Source organism: Streptomyces sp. NBC_00386 (assembly GCF_036063235.1).
Classification (GTDB): domain Bacteria; phylum Actinomycetota; class Actinomycetes; order Streptomycetales; family Streptomycetaceae; genus Streptomyces.
Window position 1 is genome coordinate 4173002 of the sequence record NZ_CP107950.1, and the last position, 24860, is coordinate 4197861.

Annotated in this window: 23 protein-coding genes; 8 read left to right on the forward strand and 15 right to left on the reverse strand. The window is 69.9% G+C overall.

Features of this window, described 5'->3' with window-relative positions; translation table 11 throughout:
- Positions 1 to 81: 81 nt before the first annotated feature.
- Positions 82 to 732 (reverse strand): hypothetical protein, encoded by a 651-nt coding sequence (locus OG780_RS18245; RefSeq protein WP_328449502.1) that lies wholly within the window; start codon positions 730 to 732, stop codon positions 82 to 84.
- Positions 733 to 1114: 382 nt separating this feature from the next.
- Here OG780_RS18245 and OG780_RS18250 point away from each other — a divergent pair, with 382 nt between their 5' ends.
- Both OG780_RS18250 and OG780_RS18255 read left to right on the forward strand, forming a co-directional pair.
- Entirely contained in the window at positions 1115 to 1768 is a 654-nt protein-coding gene (locus OG780_RS18250; protein ID WP_328449504.1) for a hypothetical protein, read from the forward strand.
- A 50-nt stretch (positions 1769 to 1818) separates the two neighbouring features.
- Complete coding sequence (locus OG780_RS18255) at positions 1819 to 2799, forward strand: hypothetical protein (RefSeq protein ID WP_328449506.1); 981 nt, start codon at positions 1819 to 1821, stop codon at positions 2797 to 2799.
- A 207-nt stretch (positions 2800 to 3006) separates the two neighbouring features.
- Here OG780_RS18255 and OG780_RS18260 read toward each other — a convergent pair whose 3' ends face one another.
- The 10 genes from OG780_RS18260 to OG780_RS18305 form a co-directional block, all read right to left on the reverse strand.
- Positions 3007 to 3606, reverse strand: a complete 600-nt coding sequence (locus OG780_RS18260) for a hypothetical protein (RefSeq protein WP_326786199.1) — start codon at positions 3604 to 3606, stop codon at positions 3007 to 3009.
- Positions 3606 to 4292, reverse strand: a complete 687-nt coding sequence (locus OG780_RS18265) for a hypothetical protein (protein ID WP_328449510.1) — start codon at positions 4290 to 4292, stop codon at positions 3606 to 3608. Before OG780_RS18265 ends, OG780_RS18260 begins: the two co-directional genes overlap by 1 nt.
- The gene (locus OG780_RS18270) at positions 4289 to 5107 is read right to left on the reverse strand and encodes a hypothetical protein (protein WP_328449512.1); all 819 of its coding nucleotides are present in this window, start codon (positions 5105 to 5107) and stop codon (positions 4289 to 4291) included. Before OG780_RS18270 ends, OG780_RS18265 begins: the two co-directional genes overlap by 4 nt.
- Before the next feature lie 69 nt (positions 5108 to 5176).
- Positions 5177 to 6580: a hypothetical protein gene (locus OG780_RS18275; protein WP_328449514.1), complete on the reverse strand. Its 1404-nt coding sequence runs from the start codon at positions 6578 to 6580 to the stop codon at positions 5177 to 5179.
- Positions 6577 to 6891, reverse strand: a complete 315-nt coding sequence (locus OG780_RS18280) for a hypothetical protein (RefSeq protein ID WP_328449516.1) — start codon at positions 6889 to 6891, stop codon at positions 6577 to 6579. Before OG780_RS18280 ends, OG780_RS18275 begins: the two co-directional genes overlap by 4 nt.
- A gap of 205 nt (positions 6892 to 7096) precedes the next feature.
- On the reverse strand, positions 7097 to 7642 hold the full coding sequence (locus OG780_RS18285) for a hypothetical protein (RefSeq protein WP_328449518.1): 546 nt from the start codon (positions 7640 to 7642) through the stop codon (positions 7097 to 7099).
- Positions 7639 to 8340 (reverse strand): hypothetical protein, encoded by a 702-nt coding sequence (locus tag OG780_RS18290; protein ID WP_328449519.1) that lies wholly within the window; start codon positions 8338 to 8340, stop codon positions 7639 to 7641. The genes OG780_RS18285 and OG780_RS18290 overlap by 4 nt, the downstream gene beginning before the upstream one ends.
- Positions 8337 to 8909 carry a hypothetical protein gene (locus tag OG780_RS18295; RefSeq protein ID WP_328449520.1) on the reverse strand — a complete coding sequence of 191 codons (573 nt, stop codon included), beginning with the start codon at positions 8907 to 8909 and terminating at the stop codon, positions 8337 to 8339. Before OG780_RS18295 ends, OG780_RS18290 begins: the two co-directional genes overlap by 4 nt.
- A gap of 12 nt (positions 8910 to 8921) precedes the next feature.
- Complete coding sequence (locus OG780_RS18300) at positions 8922 to 10205, reverse strand: putative T7SS-secreted protein (RefSeq protein ID WP_328449521.1); 1284 nt, start codon at positions 10203 to 10205, stop codon at positions 8922 to 8924.
- A complete protein-coding gene (locus OG780_RS18305; RefSeq protein ID WP_328449522.1) occupies positions 10202 to 10516 on the reverse strand; it encodes a hypothetical protein in 315 nt (104 codons plus the stop codon). Before OG780_RS18305 ends, OG780_RS18300 begins: the two co-directional genes overlap by 4 nt.
- Positions 10517 to 10600: 84 nt before the next feature.
- On the opposite strand from OG780_RS18305, the gene OG780_RS18310 reads away from it, so the two are divergent.
- Entirely contained in the window at positions 10601 to 11293 is a 693-nt protein-coding gene (locus tag OG780_RS18310; protein ID WP_328449524.1) for a hypothetical protein, read from the forward strand.
- 68 nt (positions 11294 to 11361) lie between these two features.
- Here OG780_RS18310 and OG780_RS18315 read toward each other — a convergent pair whose 3' ends face one another.
- The gene (locus OG780_RS18315; RefSeq protein WP_164369568.1) at positions 11362 to 11667 is read right to left on the reverse strand and encodes a WXG100 family type VII secretion target; all 306 of its coding nucleotides are present in this window, start codon (positions 11665 to 11667) and stop codon (positions 11362 to 11364) included.
- Positions 11668 to 11944: 277 nt separating this feature from the next.
- On the opposite strand from OG780_RS18315, the gene OG780_RS18320 reads away from it, so the two are divergent.
- The 4 genes from OG780_RS18320 to OG780_RS18335 all read left to right on the forward strand — a co-directional run bounded on the left by OG780_RS18320 (position 11945) and on the right by OG780_RS18335 (position 19116).
- A complete protein-coding gene (locus tag OG780_RS18320; protein ID WP_328449526.1) occupies positions 11945 to 16510 on the forward strand; it encodes an FtsK/SpoIIIE domain-containing protein in 4566 nt (1521 codons plus the stop codon).
- Between the two features lie 68 nt (positions 16511 to 16578).
- Complete coding sequence (locus OG780_RS18325) at positions 16579 to 17181, forward strand: hypothetical protein (RefSeq protein ID WP_328449528.1); 603 nt, start codon at positions 16579 to 16581, stop codon at positions 17179 to 17181.
- A gap of 142 nt (positions 17182 to 17323) precedes the next feature.
- A complete protein-coding gene (locus OG780_RS18330; RefSeq protein WP_326786212.1) occupies positions 17324 to 18022 on the forward strand; it encodes an RNA polymerase sigma factor in 699 nt (232 codons plus the stop codon).
- Entirely contained in the window at positions 18019 to 19116 is a 1098-nt protein-coding gene (locus OG780_RS18335) for a CU044_5270 family protein (protein WP_328449531.1), read from the forward strand. The genes OG780_RS18330 and OG780_RS18335 overlap by 4 nt, the downstream gene beginning before the upstream one ends.
- A 108-nt stretch (positions 19117 to 19224) precedes the next feature.
- Here OG780_RS18335 and OG780_RS18340 read toward each other — a convergent pair whose 3' ends face one another.
- Both OG780_RS18340 and OG780_RS18345 read right to left on the reverse strand, forming a co-directional pair.
- Positions 19225 to 21078, reverse strand: a complete 1854-nt coding sequence (locus OG780_RS18340; protein WP_328458218.1) for a protein kinase domain-containing protein — start codon at positions 21076 to 21078, stop codon at positions 19225 to 19227.
- An 84-nt stretch (positions 21079 to 21162) separates the two neighbouring features.
- Positions 21163 to 22011 carry a menaquinone biosynthetic enzyme MqnA/MqnD family protein gene (locus OG780_RS18345; protein ID WP_328449533.1) on the reverse strand — a complete coding sequence of 283 codons (849 nt, stop codon included), beginning with the start codon at positions 22009 to 22011 and terminating at the stop codon, positions 21163 to 21165.
- A gap of 343 nt (positions 22012 to 22354) precedes the next feature.
- Here OG780_RS18345 and OG780_RS18350 point away from each other — a divergent pair, with 343 nt between their 5' ends.
- The gene (locus OG780_RS18350) at positions 22355 to 22558 is read left to right on the forward strand and encodes a cold-shock protein (RefSeq protein WP_010986243.1); all 204 of its coding nucleotides are present in this window, start codon (positions 22355 to 22357) and stop codon (positions 22556 to 22558) included.
- A gap of 125 nt (positions 22559 to 22683) precedes the next feature.
- Here OG780_RS18350 and OG780_RS18355 read toward each other — a convergent pair whose 3' ends face one another.
- Positions 22684 to 24588 (reverse strand): AMP-dependent synthetase/ligase, encoded by a 1905-nt coding sequence (locus tag OG780_RS18355; RefSeq protein ID WP_328449535.1) that lies wholly within the window; start codon positions 24586 to 24588, stop codon positions 22684 to 22686.
- Between the last annotated feature and the right edge of the window lie 272 nt (positions 24589 to 24860).

Genomic DNA, 24860 nt, shown 5'->3' on the forward strand with positions numbered 1-24860 from the left:
CACGTCCAGTTCGGCAATACCCGTACGCACAAGCGAAGTTACTGGATGGGCGCGAGGTGAGAAAGGGAAGCCGTCGTGGGTCTACCGGTCTGCGAAGCGGAACGTCGAGGTGACGGCGTCGAAGATGTCGAAGAAGGAGTCGGCGAGGTCGAGGACCTGGCTGCTGCCGGCGACCAGGGCGACCTTGCCCTCCTGGCCGGACACGGGAATGAACGTCTGCATGAGCACGGCTCGGATCGTGCGCTGGAGGCTGTCGTCGGGGACGGCGATGTCCTCGATGCCGTACGTCCTCGCGGCGGGCCCGACGCCGGGTATCTCGACGGTGGTCACCTTGCGCCAGGCGTCACCCTCCTTCTTCGCCTCCCGCACGGCGAGTTGGCCCGCGATGGTCCCCGGGTCGGTGGGGAGGGGCTCGCCTGTCCGCGAGCGGCCGCCGACGATCGAGACGGTGACCGAGCCGGTGATCGGGGTGTCACCGCCGAAGGACTCGGCCATGCAGCCGCAGTACAGGGCACCGGACTTCCAGGCGTCGGCGGCGGCTCTGCGCAGAAAGCCGATGTAGGTGTCGCGATGCCGCGCCAACTCCGGTCGTCCCTCGACCCGTTCGTTCACCATCCGCCGGATCGAGTCGTCCCGTGACTCCGGCCGTACGTCGAACTCCCACCAGGACTCCGGCACCTTGATACGGAATCCGCCGCGCTCGACGGTGAGCGTTTCGATGTAGCGGTCCATGGCGCGCCCCTTGGGTTCGTGGTCCGTCCTTCTGCGCGAACCGGCCCTGTCTGTTCGACCTGTTCGGCTCGGCTCAGCCTACGAGGCAGGGGCGGCGCGGACTCGACACGACCCGCGACCCCGGGCCGCGGCCCCGCTCGCGGGACGGCGTGAAGGTGCCGAACGCAAATGTGGGGGCACGGTGTGGAATCGAACCCGTCGCCGCACGGGCGGATGTGTCCAGGAACACGATCGGGCGGCAACAGAGCTCCGGTTCGGACTGGAACAGCCCCGTATGACCCCATCCACGGCATGGTTTCGGCCTGGCGAAACCAAGCGCCCCACGGATACCGTCATTGCCCTTGACCGACTTCGATCGACCGATGTCCCACGGGGAGTCCACTTGAAGCGCCGCTCTTTGCCCGTTGCTGCCGCGTTCGCCGCGACAACAGCCCTGCTGCTGACGGCCTGTGGCGGCGGGGACGACGCCCCCAAGGCGAACGACAAGATCGCGGGCGCGGACCAGGGGGAGACCGGTTCGGCATCGCCGAGCGCGAGCGCTCCGGCCGATGTCGACCGGCCGGACATCACTCTTCCGAAGGACCTCAGCGACAGGTTCGAGAACTGGAGTACCGGCGACGCCGCAAAGGACGCGGTTCTCGCGGATGCCGGGCGGAGGATCGATGCGACCAACTACGCCATCGCCAAGGGCGACGCCGAACTGCCTGCCCTCGGCTACTACTACAGCGGCACCGCTCTGGCCGACGCCGGAGACTGGGTCACGTCCATCGTGAAGGACGGCTACTCGATCACCGGTGTCAACCGTTACTACAACGCCAAGATCGACCTCTTCGACTCCGCTTCGGCCGGCGTCGTGTACTGCGAGGACCAGTCCAAGGCCTTCGCGAAGGACCGGAAGTCGGGCAAGGTCATCAAGACAGCCGTGACGGACAAGTCCTACGTCCTTTACACAACGCGACTCGAGAAGAACAAGAAGGGCGTCTGGCAGACGACGAAGCTCACGTCGCAGAGGGGACACAAGTCGTGCACCTCGTAGCCACGCCCGGTCGAATCCTCGTCGTCGGAACCGTGGCGGGGACGCTCGCGATGATTCCTGGGACCGCCTTCGCCGACTGGCCTCCCAGCGCGGGCACGCAGGGCCACACCAAGCAGAGCGCCCATTCCGACGCCGGAACTCTTGTCTCGCAGGTGACCTACTCCGGCTCCGTCCGCCCTCGGGGCAGCAACGGCGCCACCGTTCAGCCGGTGGGTAACTGGACCCCGCCCGCGTGTTGGTACGAGCCCCGCTCTGTCGCCGAGTTCAAGAAGTACGTCGAGACCATGTACGAGGAGACGATCAACACCCCGGGCCAGGCCAACTACGCCAAGTCGGCGGTCGGTCAGTTCCGGGACATCTACAAGGACGGCAAGTACAAGGACTACAACGGGGACAAGTCAGACGAGGGGGCCTGGTGGGTGGCCGTCCAGAATCCCGACCGTCTCGACGACCCCGCGAGCATGGAATGCGGTGAACTTCCTTTCTGGGTGGCGAACAACGACGATCCCGGTGTCCCCCAGGCCGTCACGCCCAGGGTTCTCGCCGAAGCCGCCTACAACGCCATCCAGCTCCCCGACACCAAAGTCACCCTCGCCCCCCGGGACATCACCAAGGTCAACCTGCCCACCTGGGCCTGGCTCGACAAGGCGACCTTCACGGACGTGTCCGTCACCGCCTCCCTCGACGTCGCCGGTCTCGACATCTCGGCGACCACCACCGCGAAGCCCGTCTCCCTCAAGCTGGAACCCGGCACCAGCGACGCCGAGACCTACCCGGCCTCCGGAGAATGCCGGCTGAACGACGACCACTCGATCGGCACCCCGTACGCCAAGGGCAAGGCCGGCAAGACGCCGCCGTGTGGCATCAAGTACCTGCGCTCATCAGGCGACGGCACGTTCCGACTCCGCGCGACCATCACCTGGGACGTCACCTGGACCGGCACCGGCGGAGCAGGCGGCGACCTGCCCGACGGCACCTTCGGAACGACGCAGGACATCACCGTGCAGGAGATCCAGTCCGTCAACCGGTGACATCACCCTGCTTGGGTGTGAGCGCCGAAGGTGACGCTCTACGACAGCACGCACCTGAAGAAGACCGAGGACGGCGTCTGGCGGACGACAGAGCTCGTCTCCGACAGGGGAACTCCAAGTGCACGCCGTGACGACGTCCTGTACGACGGGCGCCGGCCGACCGGAAGCGCGGGCCCGCGATCGTCGCGGTGAGGGCCGGCGGAGGTGTCAGCGGGCGGCAGTCACCGTGATCGTCTCCGCGAGGCTGTCCGTCAGCGCGCACAGGGCGTCGGTGTGGGCGAGGGCGCGCCAGGAGGCGAGCAGGACGAGGCCCCATTTCTCGTCCGGGCAGATGCCGTACGCGCAGGTCTCCAGGATGGTGCCCGTTCCGTCCCGGTCGGGCTCCTGGACGTACGCGTGCCGGACGCGGACCGCCGGACCGGCCGACAGAGTGCGCCGCTCGGCCTCGGGCGGACGGAACGAGAGGTCCGTCGGCATGGCGAGATAGCGGTGGAGCAGGTCGACGGTGACGGCCGGGTACGTCTCGTCGGCGACGAGCGGGGACAGTTCGATGCGGGCCAGCTCCCCCAGCCGGGGTTCGGGGACGTACGAGAGCGCGACGATCGGCGCACGGCCGCGCGCGTCGGCCGCCGCCTCGCCCAGTTCGACGGCGAGCGCCTCTATCAGCCTCGCGTCGCCGTCCCGGCCCGCGCGCAGACGGGCCGCGTCCACCGCCCAGGCGTCCAGGTCGACCGGGCCGTGCACGGGGAGGGAGACGGCGGCGTCGGGCGCCTGCATATGGACGGTGGACTCGGAGTACTCGGGCATCAGGCCATCCACTGGAGTGTGCGGGCGATCGAGTCGAAGAGTGTCACCAGCGCGTCCGCCAGCGGCTCCACCGGGGTGGAGAAGGAGAGCAGCAGACGCTGGTCGCTGTTCGGTACGGCTAGGTGGACGTCAAGGTGTGTGACCGTGAGCCTGTTGCCGTCCGGGTCGTCGGGTGCGGGGCGGCGGCGGTAGAGGTGGCGTACGGCCGGGCCGGCGGGCAGGTCGATCGTGGTGACGTCGGCGCCACGGGCCGCCAGCGACACGGCAGTGTCGGACAGATCCCCGCGGGCGGCGCCTGGCGGTCGCAGAAGGAGAGTCACGACCAGTCCGGCGGACACCGGGACCTGGCCGATGACCTGGTTGACGAGGTACATCTCCACCCCGCCGTTCGCGTGCGCGGCTTCGGCCTGTTCCCGGATCCGTTCCGCCAGGGCCGCTTTGAGCTGCGGGGTCGCCTGGGTCCTGCGCAGTCCCCGGTTGACGAGCTTGTCGATGCGGTGGGGCCAGCGACCGGGGTCCAGAACCACCCGCTCCCAGCCTTCGGGGACGGCCAGACGGTAGTCGGAAGGGGGTGCCAGTCCCGGTGCCGACACCGGGACTGGTGCGTGATCCGGTGCCGGTGCGTGATCCCGTGTCGGGCTCGGCTCCGCCTCGGGGACCGTGCTGTTGTCCGATGGCCCGGTCATGCCGCTACCCCACCCGTCCGCTCTCCGCGGTGCCGCTTCGCCCGCGGACCCAGCCCCAGGGCCACGGCGCTCGCCGGAGCCAGAATCAGAACGGCGGTCGCGCCGAGGGCGACGATTCCGCCGGGTGCGCCCCCGATGTCGGCCTTCGTGCCGAGGAAGGGCCGGTAGTGGTCCGCCGTGTCGACGACGGCCCTGTCCTTCAGACCGACCCGGTCGGCACAGTCCTCCCGGTTGCCGAGCACCTGGCGGACGGAACCGTCCCGCAGCCGGACCCGGCAGTACGTCTCCCGGGTCCCGTGGGTCCACTGATGGAGCGGCTCGGCGATCGTCACCGGCTGCTCCACCCCGCGGAGCCTCAAGTACCACTGCTGGGTGCCGAAGGAACCGACGATCACCAGGACGACGTACGCCGCCACCGTGATCCACCGCAGGACGAGCCCTCCGCGCGACTCACGGGTCCTGAAGGCCGCGAACAGGACGACCGCCCCCCAGACCGCTCCCACCAGCAGCGCCGTCTCGTGCAGTGCGAGGGTGGAGAACTCGGTCAGGACCACCCCGGCGACGGCCGCCGCCAACAGCAGCGCCCACGGCCGTACGTCGGCCCGTTCCGCCGGCCCCTCGTCATCGCCGGGACGGCGTGGGTCCGGCTCGGTGGTGAACTCGGAGAGGACACCGCGCACTTGCCGCATCCCGCCGTCGCGGGCGGCCATCCGGCGCAGTTCCGGCAGGCCCATGCCGATCTGTTCCAGCGTCCGCCGCCCGTCCTCGGGCAGCCGCGCGAACAGGTCGTCGACGGACGCCTCTTCCTCGTTCACCACTTGGTCCTCTGTTCCGCGGAGCGGCCCGCGTTGCCCGTTCCTCGAGAGTTTTCGCCGCCGTCCGACTCAACCACCCGCGTGCCAAGTCCAGTTGTAGAACGGGATACCACCGGCGCCGATCCCGGGAATCTCCTTCAGTCCGCTCAGGAGGTTCGGTCCCGTGGCCTTCGATTCCCCAGCGCCGACCGGGGCCAGGTTGGACCAGCCGAGCCCGAGCGGCAGGGTCTGGCTGCCGATGTAGAGGGCCTTGCCGAATCCCGCCATGGTCTTGAACGAAGACCCGGAGATCAGGGCCAGCTTGGGTGCGCCCTCCGCGAGAAGGCTCTCCTCGCCGGGCAGTTGACCGGCGGCCACCCGGATGTCGTCCACGTACGCCTTGACGTCCAGCGACTCCTTGACCACCGACCGCATGCGCGGCAGGAGTTCGGCCGGCCCCTCGGCCAGCGCCTTTCCGATCTGGCCCGGCTTGACCCCGTTGAGCGCTTCGGCGAGTCCACGGGCCGCCGCGGGGTTCAGCCCCACCTCCCGCGCCAGGCCTACGTCCTTGAGAGCGGAGGCCCCGCGCGCGGCGACGGCCGCCTCCTTGGCCGTGGTGCCGAGCAGGCGTCCGGCGCCGAAGGACAGTACGCCGATCGCGTCGATGGCGACGTCCAGCCAGGTGCCCTTGCCGTCGAGGGCGGAGATCGTGTCGCAGACCAGGGCCACGACCGAGGCGATCAGGGCCAGCGCGGCGAGCACTTCGCCGAGCACCGGCACCCAGCTCAGGACCAGGGCCAGCACACCGAGGACGGCCGCCGCGACTCCGGCCCAGTGCCCGATGTCCGCGACCCAGTCCTTCCAGTTGTCCCACCAGTGGTGCTGGGGATCCTTCAGACCGTCGTGCTCCACGGCGTCATGGATGGCCGCCTTGGCGTACCCGGCCTGGGTGTCCCGGTACGCCAGCGCCTTGCGGAGGTCCTTCTTGGCATCCTCCAGGTCCGTGTCGGCGCACTCCTTCTGCTTGTCCAGCCGCTGCTTGTCCGGATGATCGTCGGGGCCCGGATGCTGGTCCATCTGCTTCTGGCAGTGGCTGCGGTCCGCGTCTGCGGCCTTGGCCTTCTTCAGGGCGGCCTGTACGAGGTTCTGCGCGTGGTCGAGCGCGGTGGCCCAGTCCGTGTGCTGGTGCTCGCCGGCGGGGGCGGCGCCCACTTGGGAGCCCAGGGCTTCGGCGGCGGCCGCGTAGCGCTGGTGCGACTTGGTGAGGAGTCCGACCGTGTCCTCAGTCTTCTTCTGGAACTCACGGCCCGCGTCGGAGTCCCAGCCATTGCCGTCGACCAGGTTGTGCAGCTTGGTGGCCTGCTCCTGGATCAGCACGGCGGTATCGGCGATGCGCTTGCCGAGCCGGGCGACCTCGTAGGGGTCACCCGGGGTCAGTTCCCTGTCGTCGTAGCGGGCGGTCTGCCAGTCCACGCCGGAGAAGTCGTCGCTCACTTGCCACTGCCGCCTTTGCCGTCCTGGGACTTGAGCAGGGCGTCGGCGAGATGCTGGTCGAGGCCGTCGTACGCCTTGGCCGCCTCCTCGGCCGTCCTGCCGAGGAAGTCCAGGCCGTCGCAGAGCTCCTTGCGCTTCTTCTTCCAGTCGTCCGCGAAGGCGTCGAGCGCTTCGGCCACCTCACCCGAACCGATCTCGGCGTCATAGGAGTCGACCATGTCCTTGGCCTGCTCGAAGTGCGTCCTCAGCTTCGCGACGGAGCGGCTGATGTCCCGCAGTTCCGTCGTGGACACCGCTATGTGATCCGCCACCGCAACCCCCGTGCGCCCGCTGCCCGACAACCACCGCGACCGCCCCGTCCGGCACACCCACCTCGCGGCGGCCGCCCTCCACCCTCTTGCACGGGTTTTCGAACAGGCAACCAATTGAGAGCAAAGGGAGGGCCCGCAACGGGTAACGGCGTCTGGGCGCAGGCCTTGCACGTGCTCGGTCGTCAGGCGAGGCCGTCGGGCACGGTCAGACCCAGCGCAGGGAGTGGGCCATGGCGTCGCACAGCTCACCCATCGGGCTCTCGGTACCGCTCAGCGGCAGAGAGAAGGCCAGGTGCAGGTAGCCGATACCACCGGGCATGTGTACGTGGAAGTCCATGGCCGTCTTGGTGATCGCTCGGACCGTCCCGCCCGCAGGCAGTGTCAGAACGTCCACCTCCGCTTCCGGACCGAGCCGTCGGGCCAGCTCGGAGGCGAAGCCGACCAGCTCCGGCGCCGACCCACGGGGCGTTGCGGCCAACGAGATCAGGAGGGATGCGGGGAGGGCCGAACCGGGCGACTCGGTCTTCAGGAAGAACTCCAGACCGCCCCGTGCAAGGCTGCCTTCGGCGGTGTTGCGGAGCGTTGCCCACAGGTTCCGGGCAGCCTCCGCCGGGACACGGCTTCCCTCCGACTCCTTGTCCACGAAGGTCTTCAACTGGCGGCGCCAGCGGTCGTGCGTGAGATCGACACGGAACCAGTCCCGGGGTACGAGGAGCCGGTAGTCCGAGGGAGCCGGATCGGTGACACTCACCGACCGGTCCCTGCGGTGATCAGTGGCGAGCCGTCGGCCGTGAAGAGGCGGATGCTGCTGGCCGTGTTGCCGAACATGGTGGAGAACACGTCCCAGCCCTCCATCGTGGGTGTCGACATCTCCATGGCGACCGTGGTGCCGTTCGGGAGGGGCACGTAGACACGGATGTACCCGGTCGGGAAGGCCAGGCTCTGACCCGACTCGGTCAGCTCACCCGTGAGTTTCGACTCGCGCGTTCCGATGCACACCACAGCGGGTCCGCAGGGGAGTTCCACCTCGGAAACGTCGGCTCCGTCGAGCCGGCGGAACGTCGACGCGAGCACTTTCACCACAGCAGGGACACCCCCGTCGACCTCCGGGCTGTCCATCAGGGACGCGAATACCGTCGCGGTGCAGGGGGTCTCGTCGACGGCCGTCACGCAGATCCCTGCGTACTCGACACCAGCGGCCAGCAGGTCGTCGAATCCGAGTGCGCAGATGACCGCGAACCTCGTCCTGTCGTCGTCCGCCGCTTCCGGAAGCGCCTTCTCCGCGAGTTCCTCCAGGAGTCGTACGGCCTCGTCGTCGTCCGTCTCGTGGACCGGGATGTCATGGAAGATCTCCGGCATCACCCAACGGACGTGGATGTCGTCGGCACGAAGCGCGGGCGGCGCGGAGTGCGTAGGTGTGAACGCCGACAACTCGAGGTCGGTGGTCATGGAGCCTGTTCCTTCTGCGGGACGGGACGCTCAGGGGCATCGGGGTAGAACGTACGTGACGTCGCGTACATCCCGTAGTAGGGATACAGGCGCGGTACGTCGGCACCGCCCTGCCGGGCGATCGCGGCGATCTTGCGATAGAGGCGGGCCCTGCACCGTACGTTCCTGTCGGTCGGGTCGAGCAGGCTCCGGCGCCGCACCAGATAGGTCCCCACCAGCGACGCGCAGACGATCAGCGCGTCGACGGCGATGAACGCGATCTGGAACTGACGGGACTTGCCGGACGCGACCAGGTCCCAGAAGGGCCACGCGCCGAATCCGAAGACGAAGAGCGGAATCGCGGCGAGACAGCCGAGAACACTCGCCTTCTCCGTGTCCTGGCGCCGCTGGAACAGCATCCAGTGGACGGCCCGGTCATCCAGAAAGTCGAAGCGCACCTCTCGCCCGAACCGCTCGGCCGCCGCCTGGGCGGCGGGGACGGCGGCGATGACCTCCGAAGGGACCATGTCATGCACGGTTCCCCGGTCGTCGACGAATTGTCCGGGATTGAGGGCGTGATAGTCACCCACGTGATTTTCTCCCTATCCAGTAGGCGCCAGTGCAGCGTGAAACGAAGTCGGAGAAGGGCTTGGCCGCGGCGTCGGCGAAGGAGTTCCGGACGGGCCCGAAGGTCTGGGACTCACGTCCGGTGCGGGGGTGGGCCGCGTGTCACCGGGCGGCGGGCTGACCGGGTGCGTCGTGTCGTCCGCCCCGAACTTGCCGCGGAGCCGAATCAAACTCTGCACATACGCGTTGCCGAACGCGGCGCCCTTGATGAAGCGAGTGACGCCCTCGGGGTCGAACCCGTCCGCGGGCAGCTTCACCTTCGTGATGCCCTTCTTGGCAAGGTATTTGGAAGCGAGGCCGACACCTCGGTTGATGCTCTTCACGGCGAAGCCGTTGGTGAAGCCGGCCCAGACGGCCTCCTGAGCGACGAGGAGCCGCGAGCCCTTGGCCGCCGCCGAGAGTCCCTTCAGCGCACCGAGGCCCGGGATGATCCCGAGGACGTCAAACGTTATCTTCAGCCAGTCGAACTTCCCGCCCCGGGCGAAGACGTCGTACAGCCGGCCCGACAGAGCGGTGGCGCTGACCGCGGAAGCCAGCACGACAAGAGCGATGGCGAGTGTGCCGCCCGACAGAACGACTGCCGCGATCAGCGCCGCCACCGCCAGAACCGTGGCGGCGGTCGAGATCCAGTCCGCGTGATCCGCGATCCAGTTCATGATGCCGCCGGGGTCGTGTACCCCGTCGTGATGAATCACGTTCTTGATCCGGTGGGCGGCCCGCTTCGCCGCGTCGTCCCGGATCTCCTTGGCGGACTCGATCTTGCTGCGCGCCACCGCCATGAGACGCGCGGCGTCGTCCCTCTTCTTCTCCTGCTTCGTGCGCTCGACGTGGTCGTCCTGGGACGGAACGGTGCCGGTGTACGGCTCCAGCACTTTGAGGGCCGCCTTGTGATCGACCTCCGCGGCACGGAAATCGTCCAGGGCCCCGTCCGCCATGCGCTGCGCGCGGTGCAGCTCGCCGGCGTACTCATCCGACTCGCCGTCCCTGACCTGGGTCCCGAGTGCTTTCGAAGCCTCGTCGTAGCGGTCGTACGCCTTCTTCAGCCGCCCGGCCGTGTCGCCTGCGGTCTCGTGGAAGGCGCGGCCCGCGTCGCTGTCCCAGCCGTCGACGGAAGCCAGCGCCCGGATGTTCCGGGCCTGCTTGTCGATCTCCTCGGCCATGCCGCGCAGCTCCTTGCCGAGCCGTGCCACCTCGTGCGGGTCACCGGGCACGGGGTCGGAGTCGTACATCGGTGTCCAGTCCCTGGGACGGGCTGTCACGGCTTCCCCTTCTGATCGCTCTTCTTGGCGTTCCTGAGCGCTTCCGCGAGCTGGTGGTCGATGTCCTCGTACGCCTTGGCCGCCTCGGCGGTGTACTTGGCGAGGTTCTCGATGTCCTTCATCAGCTTCTTGCGGTTCTTCTTCCAGGTGTCCGAGAAGTCGTCGAACACGTCCCGGAGTCTGTCGCTGCCCAGGTCGTCGCCGTAGCCGTCAGCGGGATTGCCGTGCTGGTCGAACTCACGGTGAATACGGTAGAGCGAGTCCGAGCAATCCTTGATCAGATCCAGATCGTAAGCGGTTCTGTCACCCATCGATTAATTCTCCATCGTGAACACATAACACTGCTGCGATACTTCGCCACTTCGCCCCGCAAGCAGCGAGGAAGGTGAGACGAGTTGTCCAGGAGCAGCGACCGCACAGCACGCAACCGCCTCGGCGTCGTTCCGGACGCCGGTGCGTGGTGCGCGATAGGCCGGATCCCCCAACCTCCGGCGGACGTTCACCAGGCGGCCGGCGCGGGCCCGCTGCGACCCGCGTTCCTCCGGCCGCTCGGCATCCTCGGCTCCGTGCTCGTCGCACCGCTGATGCCCATCGCCATGCTGTTCAGCCTCCTTGCCTCCGGCGAGGAGGCCCTCAAGCGCCTTCTGTCGACGAAGGAGGAGCGCGACCGGGGCCGAGCGGACGACCTGGCCACCGACAGACGGGACAAGGCCATCGTCGAGCAGGGCCTCGACGACACCTTCGACGGCGACTGGGACAAGGCCGCGGGACAGTTCCTGTTGCGCTGGTACGGCCGTTCCTCCCACCACCAACGTTTCGTCATGCTGGCCGAGGGCCGCATCGTGCTGGCCGCCCCGCCGAAGCGCGTGTCCGTCCGCAGAGAGGACCGCATGCGCGTCGTCGCCGAGATTCCCGCGGGAACGGCGGTCATCGAGGACCCTCTGCCCGAGTACGACAACCGAAAGCTGCGCGTCCACTTCACCGACGGCTCCTGGCTGATGCTCACCACGGAGGAGCAGCGCAGCGAACTCCACATGTATCTGATGCGGCGGACACGGGCCGAGGGGTCCCACACCTCCGACGTCTGACATGACGGTGCGATGGGACACGGCATGTGCCCCATCGCACGCAGACGGCACGTGGTTCGCGGGCGCTTCTAGCCCTTGACACCCTTGGCCAGCTGGTCGTCCAGATCCTCGTAGGCCTTCGCCGCGTCCTCCAGGAACTTGGCCATGCCCTTGAGGCCCTCAAGGGTTTCCTTCATACCCTTGGTGAACTCCTTGAAGGAGTCGTCGAAGGCCTGGGAGCCCTTGGACGTGGTGTAACCGTCCGCGACGAGGCCGTCGATGTAGCTGTCGAGGCCGTGGAGCTTGTCCTCCATCTTCTCCTTCTCGTGGCCCAGTCGCTTGGCAGCGCCCCGCATCTTCTCGTAAGTGATGTCCGCGTCTTTGCCGCCGGCCATGTGGCGTCCTCCATGCTTCAACTCGCCGCAGGGCCAACCCCCGTGGCTCCTGATACGGATGGTGCGATCGTCCGTATCGAGCAAGCAGCTTACTTACGGCGCTTGCAGGAGCACACCCCGGTTCTGTCACGAGCCCGCACCAAGGACCTTTCCCGTCCCGGGCCTTCGTGGTTCCCTCACACGGGCCGTTGCCTGCGGGAAGGGGGGAGCGGCTATCGTCGGGAGCACTGTGGCCCGCGTTCCGGAAGCGGCCCTCGGTGTCTGGGGGAGGACGAGCGTGCGGCTGACTCTGACCGTCGTCGACCCGCTCGGCGGCGCCACCGCCGACGTGGTTCTCGACGCGGATCCCGAGTCCTCGGTGGGGGACATCGCCAAAGAACTCGCGGAGCACGTCGGTTACGGCGGCGGTGCGCAGATCATCCCCCTCGGACATCATCAGGGGGCCGCGGGCGGCGGCGCGCCGGTCGCGTACGTCGACGGGTATCCCGTCGATCCCGCCGCGACCATCGCCACCTCGCCGCTGCGCGAGGGCGCCGTCGTGAGCCTGCACGACCCCGCGGGATGTCTGCCCGGCGAGCCGACCGGACTGGTCGAACTGCGGGTGGCCGGCGGCCCGTCGGCCGGTGCCGTGCACCGGCTCGGGATCGGCCGGTACGACATCGGCTCCGGGGCGGCCTCGTCCATCCGGATCGACGATCCCGAACTTCCGCAAAGGGCGCTGACGTTGTCAGTTGCAACGGACGGAACCTGCGGTGTCGTCGCGCACGGGGAGAAGAAGGACGTCACCCTCGACGGGGCGGCCTTCGAGGAGCGCGAGGACGACGGCTGGCCGCTCGGCAGCCAGGTCGCGGTCGGCAACACCCTTCTCCAGCTCGACCGTTACACGCAGCCCGACGCAGCGCTCAAGTGGTCGGAGGACGGCGCCGCACTCGACTACAACCGGCCGCCGCGGCTGCATCCGCCGGAGCGCGAGACGAAGTTCCGGCTGCCGAGCCCGGTACGGGACTACGAGGCCCGGCCGCTGCCCTGGCTGATGGCGCTGACGCCGCTGGTCAGCGCCGTCGTCATGGTGATGGTCTTCGGACGCTGGTACTACATGATCATGGCGTTGCTGAGCCCGCTGATCATGCTCGGCAACTACCTCATGGACAAGAAGCAGGGCCGCAAGTCCCATGCCAAGCAGGTGAAGGAGTACAACGAGCACAAGGCGCGGATCGAGAAGGACGCCCAGGAGGCCCTGCTCGCCGAGCGCCTCGACCGGCGCCGGGCGATCCCCGATCCGGCGGCCGTGCTGTCGCTGGGCACCGGTCCGCGCACCCGGCTGTGGGAACGGCGGCGCACCGACGCGGACCATCTGCTGCTGCGCGTCGGCACCGGACGGATGCCGTCCGAGGTCGTGCTCGACGACCCCGAGCAGGACGACCACAAGCGCCAGGTCACCTGGAACATCGAGGACGCGCCGGTCGCCCTGCCGCTCGCCGAGCGCGGTGTCGTCGGCATCGCCGGACCCGGTGACTCGGCCCAGGCGCTGGGCCGTTGGGCCGTCGCGCAGACCGCGGTCCTGCACAGCCCGCTGGACGTCCAGTTCTACGTCCTGACGGAGAACAGCGGCCAGGACAGCTGGGACTGGGTGCGCTGGCTCCCGCACAGCAGGCCCGCCGGCGCCCAGGACGCCAACGTTCTCATCGGCACGGACGCCGAGACCGTCGGCGCCCGCATCGGTGAGCTGACCCAGCTCCTCGACGCCCGCCAGAAGGCCGCCAGGCAGAACGGCAACAAGGCCTCGTTCAGCGATCCGGACATCGTCGTCGTGTGGGACGGCTCCCGGCGGCTGCGGTCCATGCCGGGTGTGGTGCGGCTGCTGCGCGAGGGCCCGGCCATGGCCATGTACGCGATCTGTCTGGACGCCGAGGAGCGGTTCCTGCCCGGCGAGTGCCAGGCCATCGTCATCGCGGAGCCGAAGCCCGAGGAGCACGCGGGCGCGCAGGCGCCCGTCCGGACCGCGCCGGCCGCACCCGGCGGCTTCCCCTCCTTCCACGCCTGGCACGCCACCGAGACCGACGGCTCCGCCTCCGGGACGTCCAAAGCGCTCGAACTGCGGCTGCGGGTACAGCAGACGGGCGTCGCGCGGGTACGGGACGTACGGCCCGACTTCGTGTCGGCGGCCTGGTGCTCCCGGCTCGCGCGTGCCCTGTCCGCGCTGCGCGACATCAGCGGCGAGACCGAGGACTCGGCCCTCCCCGGTGCCAGCCGGCTGCTCGACGTACTGCAACTGGAACCGCCGACCGGGGACGCGATCAGCGCGCGCTGGCGGATGGGCGGGCAGTCGACGACGGCGGTCATCGGCGAGTCGTACGACGGCCCGTTCGGCATCGACATGCGGCGCGACGGCCCGCACGGCCTGATCGCCGGTACGACGGGTTCCGGAAAGTCGGAGCTGCTCCAGACCATCGTGGCGTCGCTGGCCGTGGCCAACACCCCCGAGAACATGACCTTCGTCCTCGTCGACTACAAGGGCGGCTCGGCGTTCAAGGACTGCGTCAAACTCCCGCACACGGTCGGCATGGTGACCGACCTCGACGCCCATCTCGTCGAGCGCGCGCTGGAATCGCTCGGCGCGGAGCTCAAGCGGCGCGAGCACATCCTCGCCGCCGCCGACGCCAAGGACATCGAGGACTACCAGGATCTCGTACGCCGTGATCCCTCGCACGCGCCCGTGCCACGGCTCCTCATCGTCATCGACGAGTTCGCCTCCATGGTGCGCGACCTGCCCGACTTCGTGACGGGACTGGTCAACATCGCCCAGCGGGGCCGTTCGCTCGGCATCCACCTGCTGCTCGCCACCCAGCGTCCGAGCGGTGTCGTCTCCCCCGAGATCCGGGCCAACACCAACCTCCGGATAGCGCTGCGTGTGACCGACGGCGGCGAGTCGAGCGATGTCATCGACTCCCCCGAGGCCGGACACATCTCCAAGAGCACACCGGGCCGCGCCTACGTCCGTCTCGGGCACGCCTCGCTCGTACCGTTCCAGTCGGGACGCGTCGGTGGCCGCCGGCCCGGTGCCGCCGACCCGGCGGCGCTCGCGCCCTGGGCGGGACCGCTCGGCTGGGCGGACCTGGGGCGGGCCGCGCTGGTCAAGCCGAAGGCCGAACAGCGCGAGGAGGAGGAGATCACCGACCTCAAGGTGCTGGTCGACGCCGTGCGCGAGGCCAACCGTTCCCTCGGCATCCCGCCCCAGCACAGCCCCTGGCTGCCCGCCCTCTCCGAGACACTGCTGCTCGACGAGATCACCGTGCCCGCGTTCGCGGGCGGTCCCGGCAAGCTGCCGCCCGCCCCGTACGGCGTCGAGGATCTGCCGGCCGACCAGGCCCGCCGCCCGGTCGTGGTGGACTTCGCCTCCTTCGGGCACCTGCTCATCGGCGGCGCGCCCCGCAGCGGACGTTCGCAGATCCTGCGGACGATCGCGGGTTCGCTGGCCCGCACCCACTCGGCGGCCGACGTCCATCTGTACGGCATCGACTGCGGCAACGGCGCGCTCAACGCGCTGACCCGGCTGCCGCACTGCGGCGCCGTCGTCGGCCGCAACCAGACCGAGCGCGTGGTCCGCCTCATCGCCCGCCTGAAGGGTGAACTGACCCGCAGGCAGGATCTGCTGGCCGACAAGGGCTTCGCGGACATCGGCGAGCAGCGGGCCGCGGAGCCGGAGGGCGAGCGGCTCCCGCACATCGTGGTGCTGCTCGACCGGTGGGAGGGCTGGCTGCCGACGCTCGGCGAGTACGACCACGGCGATCTGACCGACCAGCTCACCGCGATGATGCGCGAGGGCGCGAGCGTCGGAGTGCACCTGGTGATGACGGGCGACCGCCAGATCCTCTCCACCCGGATCGGCTCGCTCACCGAGGACAAGTACGCCCTGCGGCTCGCCGACCGCTCCGACTTCTCGCTGATCGGCGTCAACGCGCGCAAGATCCCCGAGGAGATCCCGCCCGGCCGCGGCTACCGCAACGAGCACGGCACCGAGACCCAGTTCGCCCTGCTCACGGAGGACTCCACCGGTCAGGGCCAGGCCGCGGCCCTCACGGCGATCGGCGAGACGGCCGCGGCCCGCGACGCCGGACTGCCGCGCGAGCGCCGCCCGTTCCGGGTCGACGTGCTGCCCACCCGGATCGGCTTCGCGGACGCGTGGGAGATGCGCGACGCGGACGCCTCCCGCTCCAAGCTGTGGAGCCTGGTGGGCATCGGCGGCGACGACGTCATGGGCTTCGGCCCGGACCTCTCCCGGGGTGTTCCGACCTTCGTCGTCGCGGGCCCGGCCAAGTCCGGCCGCAGTACGACCCTGATGAACATGGCTCGGTCGTATCTGGCCCAGGGCGTACGCCTGGTCATCGCGGCGCCCCGCCCGTCGCCACTGCGTGAACTGGACGGCCAGGACGGCGTGTTGAAGGTCTTCGACGAGGACGACATCGAGAGCGACGAGCTGCGCGAGGCCATCGACTCGGCCACGCCCGAGGAGCCGGTCGTGGTCCTGGTCGACGACGGCGAGGTCCTGGAGGACTGCGATGCCGAGACCGTCTTCAAGCGGATCGTGCAGCGCGGCGCCGAACGCGGTCTCGGACTGGTCATCGCCGGTGACGAGGAGGACGTGTGCAGCGGGTTCTCCGGCTGGCAGGTCGAGATGAAGAAGGGCCGCCGCGGCATCCTGCTCTCTCCGCAGGACTCCTCCGCGGGCGAGCTGATCGGCATCCGGACGAACCGCAGCATGGTCGGCGGACCGGTCGCCCCCGGCAAGGGCCTGCTTCACCTCGGGGACGGGGAACCGATGACGGTGACGACACCGATGTGACCGGACGGGCCGGGCAAGGAAGAGGCACGGAAGAACAGAAGGAACAGAAGGAAGAGGGGGCGGGTCCGGTGAGCGGATCGGCGAAGCCGAAGCGGCGGAGGGCCGCCGGGGCGGCGCTGCGCTACGAGCACGTGCGGCAGCGGCCGTCCGCGTGGGCGCAGGCGAGGGAGAAGGCGTCCCGAGGGGAGGCGTTCGGTGGCTGTCTGATCCTTCTGGCCGCCATGGCGGCGTTCGTCGGGTTCGCGCTCATGGTCATGACCTGGGGATCCGAACTCTGGGGCGACACGGCCCCCGCCTGGCCGGGCGACGGCTACGGCTTCGCAGCCACCGTCGGGGCCGTACTGCCCCTCGGACTGGCCGCGGTGATCGTGACACTCGACAGGACGAAGTGGAGGACGAGCCCACTCCGCTCGCTCGGCTGGGTGCTCGCCTCGCTGCCCGGAGTTGCCGCCTGCTTCCTGTGGGCCGTGGTCGTGTTCGCCGCCTTCCGCCCCAAGCACCGGCGCGACTGGGACTCCGGGTGCTACAGCCGGGGCAACCCCTGCTGGGTCCACGCCGAGTACCCGTATGTCTGGGCCGTCGGCCTGCTCTCGACCGTGCTCGTCGCCGCCGCGCTGATCACCGTGCTCATCAGGATCGCGAACGCCCGCGAGAAGACCCCGTCCGCCTGAACCCCGCGTCTCCCGCCCCCGCTCCGAGCCCGCCCCTCGGACCGGGGTCCGGTGGCCGGCCAGCACCTCCGCCGTCCCGTGTGACGCGGATCACGGGAACCCGGAGTGGGCGGATCGTCAGTTAATGAGGGTGAGCACTGACATGCGTACCCGGATACGTGCCGGGGATCCGAGCGCGTTCGCCGAGCTGTACGACAGCTACGCCCGCGCCGTCTACAACCACGCCTTCCGCCTCACCGCCGACTGGTCCGCGGCGGAGGACGTGATGGCCGAGACCTTCATGGAAGCGTGGCGGCTGCGCGACCGGGTCAGCGCCGAGGGCGGCAGCCTGCGGCCGTGGCTGCTGGGCGTGGCGATCAACATCGCCCGTGGCCACCATCGCAGCAACCGGCGCTACCGGGCGGCGGCGAACGCCGCCGCGGAGGCCGAGACGACGCTGCCCGACCATGCCGACGAGGTGGCGGGCCGGCTCGACGACCGACGGCGTATCGCCGCCGCCCTGCGCGCGCTCGCCGCACTGCGCAGACCCGAGCGCGAGGTCCTGACGCTGTGCCTCTGGGAGGGGCTGGAGTACACGGCCGCGGCCGAGGCGCTCGGCATCGCCGTCGGAACGGTGCGCTCACGTCTCTCCCGGGCACGCGCCAAGCTGCGCAAACTCACCGAGGCCGAACTCGGCGGCCGACCCGCCGCCCGGGCGGCGCCGGTCCCGTACACGGACGACCACGCCGAAGAACGCGCGGGAAAACCCGTACGGGGAAATCGGGAACTCGGCCGGCCGGATCGACAGACAAGAGGAGAACACATCCACTCGATCCGGCCCGTATCGGAAGGAAATCGATGAAAGCGACCCAGTCCCGGCAGAGTCCGGCCGAGTGGGAGGAGAGCGCGCCTCTCCTCCCGCAGACTGCGCGCGATCTCCCGGCGGGCCGTCACCAGTTCCACAAGGAGCGTTTGATGGCCCACATCCAGCAGGACACCCAGCGGGACGCGAACACCACGAAGGCCGCCCCCGCCCTGCCGAAGCCCCGAGGACTCCGCCTGCTGCGCCCGGCGTTCGTGCTGCCCGCGATGGCGCTGACCGCCGCGGTCGTCGCCGGGACGCTGCTGATCGACAGCGGCGTGCACAGCGATGGTCTCGCCACCGGACCCGCGGCGGTCATCCCCGTCGGCGCCACGACCACCAAGGGCCTGCCGCAGCTGATCGACCAGGTCTCCCTGGCGGCGGCCGAGGAGACCCACCCCACGGTCGCGCCCGGTCAGTACGTCTACATCGAGTCCCAGACGGCCGACACCTTCGTGAAGACGGACGGCGACGACAGCAGCCTCGCCAGCTACGTACTGCACCGGCGCCAGATCTGGCGGTCCGCCGACGGCACCAAGGGCTGGCTGATCGACGCGGCCGTCAACGACAGCGCCGAGGGCGAGACGCTGAGCCTGCCCGACGAGCAGGGCAACACCCCCGAGGCCGGCCTGAACCACCCGTCGTACGACCTCCTGGCCGGGCTGACCACCGACCCCGACGAGCTGCTGAAGGTGATCTACAAGGAGACCGCGGGGCACGGCAACACCCCCGACCAGGAGGCGTTCACCACGATCGGTGACCTGCTCGGCGAGAGCTACCCGCCCGCGAAGCTCTACCCGGCCCTGTTCAAGGCCGCCGCGAAGATCCCGGGCGTGGTCGTGGTGAACGACGCCAAGGACGCGCTCGGCCGCTCGGGCGTCGCGGTGGCGCGGCTGGACGAGACCAGCGGCGAACGCGAGGAGTGGATCTTCGACAAGAAGACCCACGTCTTCCTCGGCGAGCGGACCGTGCAGGTCAAGTCGGTCACCCAGGACGGCGTCGTCATCAAGCCCGGCACCGTCCGCTTCACCCACGCCATCACCAAGCGCGCGATCGTCGACGGCATGAAGCAGACGCCCGGGCAGAAGGGCTGAGACCCCGCCGCCGCAGGCTGCGGCTCATGGCCGTCCATCCGCCCCGTGGCCGCCGTCCCAGGACGGCGGCCACGGGGCGGTGCGGGCCTCGGCTTCCGGCGCGGGGCTTCAGCCGACCTTCGTCATCCGGGCCACCGGGTCCCCCGCCTCGGCGTTGTCGGTGTCGTAGGTGAGGACGCTGCCGGCGGGAGTCAGCCGGACCTCGTGCCGGCCCTTGGTGCAGACGTCCCGGTTGGACTCCGACGCCACGCTCGTGGCGACGAGCTGCTTCCTCGTGACCTTCTTGAGGACGAGGACGTCGTCGCAGATGCCGCCGATCTGGTCGGTCTGCCGGAAGGTGCCCAACTCCTCGCCCACGGCCGCCTGATGGACGGTGACACGGAACGTGCCCATGGGGAGGGCGCCGCCGAGGCCGAGGCCGTCGCCCTCCCAGGTGCCGAGGTAGGAGGCCGGGACGGTGGACTGCTGATCTCCGGGGTCGGACGCGCTCTCCGTCGGGCCCGGTGCCGGGGCGCTCGCCGTGGAGCCCGGCCGCGTGGCGCTCGCCGCCGGATCGGTGGCGGGGTCGCTCCCGCTCGCCGTCGCCGACGGACGCCCGCCCGCCACGTTCCCCTCGTCGTCCTTGCCGCTGCCCGGCAGCAGGTCGAAGAGGAACGCCGATCCCACGGTCACCGCCGCCAGCGCCCCCGCGACGGCGAGGGCGACCGTGCAGCTCATCCTGCGGCCCTGTCCGCCGGCCCCCGGCACGGAGGTCGCCGCCACGCTGACGGATACCTTGCCCGGACGGTCGTGCGGCTGCTGTTCCGGCGCCCCCTCCCGGTGTACGGCGTCCTGCGGTCCGGCCGCCCGGCTCTCACGCCGGCCGGGTACGTACGTGGGCATCGGGGGCGGCGGCCCGAAACCCGGCGGGGGCGGCCCGAACCCGGAAGCGGACCCCGGCGCGCCGGACACACCACCGCTCCCGCTCCCCGAACCGGCTCCGGCCCCGCTCCCGGCGCCCCGGCCGTCCTCCACCGACGGACTGCTGAAGCCCACCGGCCCGGACGGCGTGGCCTCCACGGCCCCCACCGCCTCAAGGTTCAGCAGTTGTACGGCACTTCGGCTCACCCGCTCGACCAGGGCGCCCGGCAGCCAGCCCGCCGACACCAGCCGGGCGGCACCCTGCGGTGCGAGCCGGACGGCCACCTCTCCCGGAGTGGGCCGCGCCGCGGGCGACTTGGCCAGGCAGGCCGCCACCAGCTCGCGCAACTCGCCTTCCAGGGAGTCGAGTCGCGGTTCCTCGTGGACCACCTTGTAGAGGAGGGAGGCGGAGGAGTCGCCGGGGAAGGGAGGTTCGCCGGTGGCGGCGTACGCGAGGACCGCGCCGAGCGAGAAGACGTCCGCGGCTCCGGTGACGCCCTTGCCGAGGATCTGCTCGGGGGACATGTAACCGGGCGAGCCGACCGAGACCCCCGTCGAGGTCAGGGAGGCGGTGCCGTCCGTGGCCCGTGCGATGCCGAAGTCGATGAGGAGCGGACCGTCGAGGGTGAGCAGCACGTTGGAGGGTTTGACGTCGCGGTGGACGAGGCCCAGCGCGTGGACCGCGGTGAGCGCCTCGGCGAGACCGGCGCCGAGGACGCGCGCGGAGTGGACCGGGAGCGGTCCGCCGTCCGCGACGGCGGCCGTCAGTGAGGGACCGGCCGCGTAGCCGGTGGCGACCCAGGGGACCGGCGCCTCCGGGTCCGCGTCCAGGACGGGGGCCGTCCACGCGCCGCCCACCCGACGTGCGGCCTCGACCTCGCGGCGGAAGCGGGCGCGGAACTCCTCGTCGAGCGCGAAGTGCGGATGCACGATCTTGACCGCGACCGTACGTCCGCCGGCGCTGCGTCCCAGGTACACGCGCCCCATGCCGCCGGACCCCAGCCGGCCGAGCAGCCGGTAGGGCCCCACGACCGTGGGTTCGTCGGCTCCGAGCGACTGCATGGCACTCACGGTTCCCCCTCCCCCGTACACACTGCCCAGCAGCGTAGTGCCGTGCGCGCCCGGAGCCGCCCGACTATCGGCGCCTCACGGCTGGAGGAGCCGTACGCTCACGTCCTCCGGGAATCCGGTGGTCGAGCCGACCCGGCGCGCGAACTCCCGTACGGCCTCCAGCTGCGGGCCGCCGAAGCGGAAGTCGAGCGTCGTGAAGTACTGCTCCAGGACGGACTGGTCGAACGCCTCCCACCGGGCCGCCTGCTCGGCGACCTTGGAGACCTCGTCGAGGGAGAGGTCACGGGAGGAGAGGAAGGCCTGGTGCACCTTGCGGGTGACGAGCGGTTCGCGCTCCAGGTAGTCGCGCCGGGCCGCCCACACGGCGAAGACGAACGGCAGGCCCGTCCATTCCTTCCACAGCGCGCCGAGGTCGTGCACCTGGAGCCCGAACTTCGGTCCGTCGAGCAGGTTGGCACGCAGCGCCGCGTCGCCGATGAGGACGGCGGCGTCGGCCTCCTGCATCATCAGGCTCAGATCGGGCGGGCACGTGTAGTACGAGGGCTGGACCCCGACCTTCTCGGCCAGCAGGAGCTGGGCGAGCCGCACGGAGGTGCGCGAGGTCGAACCGAGGGCGACGCGGGCACCGTCGAGCTGGTCGAGGGGAACCTGCGAGACGATCACGCAGGACATCACGGGACCGTCGCAGCCGACCGCGATGTCCGGAAAGGCGACAAGGTCGTCGGCGTGCTTGAGGAACTCGACGAGCGTGATGGGCCCGATGTCGAGATCCCCTCGCACCAGCTTCTCGCTGAGCTTCTCGGGGGTGTCCTTGGTGAGCTCGAAGTCGAGGAGTGTGCCCGTTCTCGCGAGCCCCCAGTACAGGGGCAGGCAGTTCAGGAACTGGATGTGGCCGACGCGCGGCCGGGTGCGAGAATTGTCCACATCGTGAGGCTAGACCCCATGCGATAGCGCGCAGGTCTCAGGGTCGGCGCGTGCTGGTGGAAACCATCCCGACTCCCCGTGTCAACGGTTGTGACACCTCGAAGTCAACGCACGTCAGGCCCCTGACCTCATGGGGACACCCGTCCGGATGACGTGATCTTTGCCTCTATTGCTTTCGGCTGCCTGCGTGCTAGGCTCGCCGCAAGTTGCAGTTTGGTTTCCCTTGCAGTACAGAGCCTGCGGAGCATGTGACCGCGGGCTCTCGTCGTTTTCAGACGTATGCAGTTGTTTACACAATCGCAGGTTCTGGAGCAGGGCAACCCTTTGGGCCCAAGGAGGGCTTATGGCTACCGGAACCGTGAAGTGGTTCAACGCCGAAAAGGGCTTTGGTTTCATTGCCCAGGAAGGCGGCGGCCCGGACGTCTTCGTCCACTACTCCGCGATCAACGCGAGCGGTTTCCGCTCTCTCGAAGAGAACCAGTCGGTTTCCTTCGACGTCACGCAGGGTCCGAAGGGCCCGCAGGCGGAGAACGTCACCCCGCTCTAAGCCTTCGGCTCCATGAGCCCAATGCTTTGATCCGGAACGGATAGCAGTACCCAAGGAGCCCCGCGCCAGCCGGTCGCGGGGCTCCTGCCTTTTCCGCCCGGGGACCACGCCGTCCCCGCCCGGGACTACGTCGCGTACAGGGCCTCTATCTCCCTGCTGAAGTCCTTCTCGATCGCCGTGCGCCGCAGCTTCATGGAGGGGGTGAGGTGGCCGGCCTCCTCGGTGAAGTCGACGGGCAGGACGATGAAGCGGCGGATGGATTCGGGGCGCGAGACGAGTCGGTTGGCCTCGTCGACGGCGCGCTGCAGGATGGCCAGCAGCTCCGGGTCGTCCATGACGAGTTCCGGGGGAACCGGGTGCTTGCCGTTCATCCGGCGCCAGTGGGCGATGCCCTCGGGGTCGAGGGTGATGAGGGCGGAGACGAACGGGCGGCGGTCCCCCAGGACGATGCACTGGGCGATCAGCGGATGGGCGCGCAGCCAGTCCTGGAGGGGCGCCGGGGCGACGTTCTTGCCGCCCGCGGTGATCAGGATCTCCTTCTTGCGGCCGGTGATGGCGAGGTAGCCGCCGTCGTCCAGTTCGCCGATGTCGCCGGTCGCGAACCAGCCGTCCGGGGCGGCGTCGACGACACCGCCCGCGTGCGGGTCCCAGTAGCCGCGGAAGACCTGCGCGCCGCACAGCAGGACCTCCCCGTCGGCGGCGATCCGTACCCGGGTGCCCGGCAGGGGCAGGCCCACCGTGCCGAGGCGCGGTTTCTGCGGAGGCGTGACCGTCGCGGCGGCCGTGGTCTCCGTCAGGCCGTACCCCTCGAAGATCTCGATGCCGGCTCCCGCGTAGAAGGCGGCGAGCCGGCGGCCGAGCGGGGACCCGCCGCAGATGGCGTGCCGGACCCTGCCGCCGAGGGCGTTGCGGATACGCCGGTAGACCAGGGGGTCGTAGAGGGCCCGGGCCGCGCGCAGGGCCCGGCTCGGGCCGGGACCGGTGCCGTGCTGTTCGGCCTCGACGGCCTCGCCGTACTTCTGGGCGATCCGCGCCGCCCGGTCGAAGGACGAACCGCGGCCCATCCGTTCGGCCGTGGCGCGGCCGGTGTTGAAGACCTTCTCCAGGACGTACGGGATGGCGAGCAGGAAGGTCGGCTTGAACGAGGCCAGGTCCGCGAGGAGTTCCTCGGTCTGGAGGCTCGGGGCGTGGCCGAGTTTGACTCGCGCGCGCAGACAGGCCACGGCCACCATGCGGCCGAAGACGTGCGAGAGGGGGAGGAAGAGAAGGGTGGAGGCGGGATCCCGGGTGCGGGCCTTGAAGATCGGGTAGAGCAGTTCGACGGCGTTGTCGACCTCGGCGAAGAAGTTGCCGTGGGTCAGGACGCAGCCCTTGGGGCGGCCGGTGGTGCCCGAGGTGTAGATGAGGGTGGCGAGCGTGTCCGGGCCCAGCACCCCGCGCCGTACGGCCACTTCCTGGTCCGGGACATCGCGGCCGAGCTCCGCGAGACGCTCCACATGACCCTTCTCGAAGATCCACATGTGCCGCAGGTCGGGTATGTGTCCGCGCTCGGGGCCGAGCGCGGCCGCCTGCGCCACGGACTCCACGGCGAGCGCGACGGCTCCCGAGTCCTGGAGGATCCAGCGGGTCTGGAAGACGGAGGAGGTCGGGTACACCGGCACGGTGACCAGACCCGCGGCCCAGGCGGCGAAGTCGAGGAGTGTCCACTCGTACGTCGTCCGGGCCATGATGGCGATCCGGTCGCCCGGCACCAGCCCCTCCGCGATCAGCCCCTTGGCCACCGCCAGGACCTGCTCGGCGAACTCGGCGGCGGTCACGTCCGTCCAGCCCTCGCCGTCCGGGGTCTTCCGGCTGAGGACCGGCTCCAGCGGGGCGGCGGCCGCGTTGTCGAACGGGATGTCCGCGAGGGATCCGTGCGTCACCTGTCCCACGATCGGCGGCACCGCGACCTCGCGCACGACACCGTCCAGCCGCCTGATCTCGGGCTCCGGAAGGAAAGGGGCGGAGTCGGACGAGTACGGGCTGGACACGGGGCGGCTCCTTGTCGGCCAAAGGCCGGGGCGGGTGCGAAGCGTGTTCGGGCTCGGAGGAGCGCGGGGGCGCGAATCCTCATACGGCCCTGGGGAGTGGGGGGTTCAGGGGTCTCGGCAACCCGGTGAGACGGGGATCCTACGATGCCGAAGTGTGGGGTTTGTGACGCTTTGCCGCAGGCAAAGTGCGGGTTACCCGGGGTAGCTGTGCCCTTTTCGCCCTCGCGGCCGGCGACGCCGAACGCCCTGGCCGCCCCGGCGCCGGAGCACCC

Coding starts and splice junctions, on each gene's coding strand:
- OG780_RS18340 (WP_328458218.1), bottom strand. CDS start 21,078: ATGCAGTCGCTCGGAGCCGACGAACCCACGGTCGTGGGGCCCTACCGG.
- OG780_RS18260 (WP_326786199.1), bottom strand. CDS start 3,606: ATGCCCGAGTACTCCGAGTCCACCGTCCATATGCAGGCGCCCGACGCC.
- OG780_RS18290 (WP_328449519.1), bottom strand. CDS start 8,340: ATGACCACCGACCTCGAGTTGTCGGCGTTCACACCTACGCACTCCGCG.
- OG780_RS18330 (WP_326786212.1), top strand. CDS start 17,324: ATGCGTACCCGGATACGTGCCGGGGATCCGAGCGCGTTCGCCGAGCTG.
- OG780_RS18350 (WP_010986243.1), top strand. CDS start 22,355: ATGGCTACCGGAACCGTGAAGTGGTTCAACGCCGAAAAGGGCTTTGGT.
- OG780_RS18255 (WP_328449506.1), top strand. CDS start 1,819: ATGATTCCTGGGACCGCCTTCGCCGACTGGCCTCCCAGCGCGGGCACG.
- OG780_RS18245 (WP_328449502.1), bottom strand. CDS start 732: ATGGACCGCTACATCGAAACGCTCACCGTCGAGCGCGGCGGATTCCGT.
- OG780_RS18335 (WP_328449531.1), top strand. CDS start 18,019: ATGAAAGCGACCCAGTCCCGGCAGAGTCCGGCCGAGTGGGAGGAGAGC.
- OG780_RS18305 (WP_328449522.1), bottom strand. CDS start 10,516: ATGGGTGACAGAACCGCTTACGATCTGGATCTGATCAAGGATTGCTCG.
- OG780_RS18315 (WP_164369568.1), bottom strand. CDS start 11,667: ATGGCCGGCGGCAAAGACGCGGACATCACTTACGAGAAGATGCGGGGC.
- OG780_RS18265 (WP_328449510.1), bottom strand. CDS start 4,292: ATGACCGGGCCATCGGACAACAGCACGGTCCCCGAGGCGGAGCCGAGC.